Genomic DNA, 3,976 nt, shown 5'->3' with positions numbered 1-3,976 from the left:
CCAGCTTGTCGAGGATCGGCCGCGGCCCGCCGGCGGGCGGCGCCGGCGGGTAGTACGCGTGGAACATGCCCGCGAGGACGGCCCGGGTGGTGCGCCAGGCGTTGTCGTCCTCGGGGTCGAGCGCCAGGGTGGGCCGGTTGGGGCCCGCGCCGGCGATGAGGGGCGCCAGTGAGGCGGTGAGTTCCTCCTTGCCGCCCAGCGACACCGCGGTGAGGCCGGCCGAGGTGATGTTCGCGATCACCTTGGGGTCGACCACCCCCTCGGGGCTCGCCACCACGACCTCGTGACCGGCACTCTGGAGCGCCCATGCCAGCGGGATGGCCGGATAGAGATGTGCCGATGTCGGAAAGATGGTGAAAAGAACGCGCATCGCTGACCTCTCCGGGACTGCCGGCCCGAGGCCGACGCATACTGTTCGCCCGAATCCTGCGAGGGGCCTCTAAAGAGCCGCTTGTGCAGAGCGGGCGGGGAGCGACCCCCGAGGGGGCTCCGGGTGGCCTTCCCGTCGACGGCCGGTACGGTGGCCAGGTGTCCGTCCTCGCGCGGGCGTTCCGGTGTCGCGGCGCGGTTGTCGCGGCGGCGGTGTGACCGGCACCACCCGCGGGCACCGAACCGGGTCCGCCTGCCGGATCGGAACCGGCGTCGATATCCCGGTGGCCGAAGTGTCCGTACTCGTTTCCGTATCCGGTAATTCCGGACGAAGTTGGACTTGGACCCGGTCCAGATTTTCGGCATCCTCGTAGGACAGCGTAAAAAGGTGAGTCCTTATCACCTCTTTGCCGACCGGGCCGCCCAGGAGTCAATTGACTTGGCAGATTTGCACCCGCGAGACCCTGATCGCTGTACAGCCTTTACTGGCTTGACCTACCATCCCCGCAGGATGACGCACATGGTTGCGGGGGACCCGTGCAGATTATGGACAGTCACGACCGTTCCGGCAGTGCGGACGAGTCGCGGGGCGGCAGACCGGGGGCGGTGGCCCCGCCCGGCCCCAGCAATGACCTTCCCGTCTCCCGGCCCCTGCGCGCCCTCGTCCTCACCGCCCTGCTCGGTTACGCGCTGCTCACCACCATCGGCATCCTGAGTTCCGGCATGTCCCCGACGGCCGAGGCGACCGGTCTGTTCCTCCTGCTGCTGATCCTCGCCCTGCAAGTCGTCCACTCCACACCGGGCCACCATCAGGCGCCGCTGCCCCGAAGATGCCTGACCCTCACCCTCCAGGCGCTCCTGACCTACCTCCCCGTCCTCGTCTTCCAGGCCTACTGGGAGAACATGGCCGGTTACCTGGCCGGCTCCTTCCTGCTCCTTCTGCCACCCCGCGCGGCCTGGCCGCTCTACGCCGTCGTGGGCCTCAGCATGCTCGTCCCCGCGCTCCTCGACGGCCGAACGCTCATCGACAGCGTCCCCTTCTCCCACACCACACTCCTCGCGGGACTCGTCCTCTACGGACTGACCCGGCTGACGGAGCTGGTCACCCACCTCCACACCACCCGCGGTGAACTCGCCCGCCAGGCCGTCACCGGAGAGCGACTCCGCTTCGCCCGTGACCTGCACGACCTGCTCGGCTTCAGCCTCTCCGCCATCATCCTCAAAAGCGAACTCGTCCATCGCCTCATCCCCACCCACCCCCAGCGCGCCATGAAGGAGGTCAAAGAGGTCCTGACCATCGCCGGTCAGTCCCTCGCCGATGTCCGCAAGGCCGCCAGCGGATACCGCGCCATGTCGCTCCAGCAGGAGATCAGGACCGCGCAGACCATGCTCGACGCGGGCGACATCGACGTACGGGTACAGGTCGAACTCGGCACGCTCTCGCCGCATGTCGAGAACGCGCTCGCCACCACGCTGCGCGAAGCCGTCACCAACCTCCTGCGCCACAGCAACGCCACGTACTGCCGCATCGAAGCCGTCCAACACGACGGCCTGGTCCGCCTCGTGATCGAGAACGACGGCGTCGACCCCGGCTACGAGAACCCCGAACCCCACAGCGGCAACGGACTCGGAAACCTCCACACACGCATGACCGCAATAGGCGGAAGTCTCGAATCCGGTCACGGGAAAGACGGCACATTCCGCCTTCTCGCAGAAGCACCCATGAGAAAACCATCCGAAACATCCGTGAAACTGCCGGAAACATCTGCGGAACTCAGGGAGATGAAATTCTCGCGCAAAGGATCAGCCGAATGACCGCGTACTGCTATGACATCAGTACGGACCGGACCCCGCATAACCTCACCACGATCCCGCCCCTCACGGACCGCAGACGGGAGCACAGTGATACGGATACTGATCGCCGAGGACATGAACATGGTCCGCGGCGCCCTGGTCGCTCTGCTGAATCTCCAAGACGATCTCGAAGTGGTGTGTGAGGTCGAACGCGGGGACGAGATAGTCGACATGGCACTCAAGCACCGGCCCGAAGTCGCGATCATAGACATCGATCTGCCCGGCGCCGACGGTCTGTCGGCCGCGACCGAGCTGCGCGAGCGACTCCCCCAGTGCCGCGCCCTCATCCTCACCAGCCTCGGCCGCCCCGGCACCCTGCGCCGGGCCCTTGAGGCCCGGGTCTCCGGCTATCTCCTCAAGGACGCCCCCTCCGCCGAACTCGCCGCCGCTGTAAGGCGAGTGGCCGCAGGACACCGGGCCGTCGACCCGGACCTGGCGCTGGCCGCCTGGGGAGAGTCCGAGAGCCCCCTCACCGACCGGGAGACCCAGGTACTGCGGCTCGCGGCGGAAGGCGCGGAGGCCCGCGAGATCGCCTCCATGCTGCGGCTGTCGACGGGCACCGTACGCAACTACCTGACCACCGTCGTCACCAAACTCAACGCGCGTAACCGGGTCGACGCGATCCGTATCGCCAGGGAGGCCGACTGGCTGCCGTGACGGGATCCGCCGGTCGCGGCCGGACTCGTCGTCCGGCTTTGGCCGGTCACAAGGGTCGCTCAATACCGTGCGGCGGCAGGCAGCCTGCTGCGTCGACGGGAAGGAGCGGCCGGTGGCCGTTGACACGACAGATACGAGCGCCCCCAGGGGTACGGACGGGACGGCTCGTCCGACTCATGAGGTCCGTCGTCGGGACCGGGTGATCATCCGCTTCGCGGGGGACTCGGGTGACGGTATGCAGCTCACCGGTGACCGTTTCACTTCGCAGACGGCGTCCTTCGGCAATGATCTGTCGACGCTGCCGGACTTCCCGGCCGAGATCCGGGCACCCGCCGGGACATTGCCGGGTGTGTCGTCGTTCCAGTTGCACTTCGCCGACCACGACATCCTCACCCCCGGAGACGCGCCGGACGTACTCGTCGCGATGAACCCGGCCGCGCTGAAGGCGAATATCGCCGATGTGCCGCGCGGCGCGGAGATCATCGTGAACACGGACGAGTTCACCAAGCGCGCGATGCAGAAGGCGGGGTACAACTCCTCGCCGCTGGAGGACCGCTCGCTGGACGGCTACAGCGTCCATCCGGTGCCGCTGACGACGTTGACGGTGGAGGCGCTCAAGGAGTTCGGCCTCTCCCGCAAGGACGCGGGCCGCAGCAAAAACATGTTCGCGCTGGGGCTGCTGTCGTGGCTGTACCACCGTCCGACGGAGGGTACGGAGAAGTTCCTGACGGCGAAGTTCGCGAAGAAGCCGGACATCGCGGCGGCGAACATCGCGGCGTTCCGGGCGGGCTGGAACTTCGGTGAGACGACCGAGGACTTCGCGGTCAGCTATGAGGTGGAGCCGGCGTCGAAGGCGTTCCCGACCGGCACCTACCGCAATATCTCGGGGAATCTGGCCCTGTCGTACGGGCTGGTCGCCGCGTCCCGGCAGGCGGACCTGCCCCTGTATCTGGGCTCGTATCCGATCACTCCGGCCTCCGACATCCTGCACGAGCTGTCGAAGCACAAGAATTTCGGGGTGCGCACGTTCCAGGCGGAGGACGAGATCGCCGCCATCGGTGCCGCGCTCGGTGCCTCCTTCGGCGGCTCCCTCGGC

The 3,976-nt window shown here is 67.4% G+C and carries 3 protein-coding genes and 1 pseudogene; 3 read left to right on the top strand and 1 reads right to left on the bottom strand.

Features of this window, described 5'->3' with window-relative positions; translation table 11 throughout:
- A pseudogene (locus tag GA0115259_RS36235) lies at positions 1-370 on the bottom strand (hypothetical protein); the annotation flags it as partial.
- Positions 371-975: 605 nt separating this feature from the next.
- On the opposite strand from GA0115259_RS36235, the gene GA0115259_RS36230 reads away from it, so the two are divergent.
- The 3 genes from GA0115259_RS36230 to GA0115259_RS36220 all read left to right on the top strand — a co-directional run.
- Positions 976-2,184, top strand: a complete 1,209-nt coding sequence (locus tag GA0115259_RS36230; protein WP_256098297.1) for a sensor histidine kinase — start codon at positions 976-978, stop codon at positions 2,182-2,184.
- Positions 2,185-2,271: 87 nt separating this feature from the next.
- Positions 2,272-2,880 carry a response regulator transcription factor gene (locus tag GA0115259_RS36225; RefSeq protein WP_256098296.1) on the top strand — a complete coding sequence of 203 codons (609 nt, stop codon included), beginning with the start codon at positions 2,272-2,274 and terminating at the stop codon, positions 2,878-2,880.
- Positions 2,881-2,992: 112 nt separating this feature from the next.
- Positions 2,993-3,976 (top strand): 2-oxoacid:acceptor oxidoreductase family protein (locus tag GA0115259_RS36220; protein ID WP_370749301.1); only part of this gene is annotated, 984 nt, incomplete at its 3' end.

Source organism: Streptomyces sp. MnatMP-M17, assembly GCF_900091995.1.
Classification (GTDB): domain Bacteria; phylum Actinomycetota; class Actinomycetes; order Streptomycetales; family Streptomycetaceae; genus Streptomyces.
This window is presented reverse-complemented; position numbering and strand designations above follow the sequence as displayed.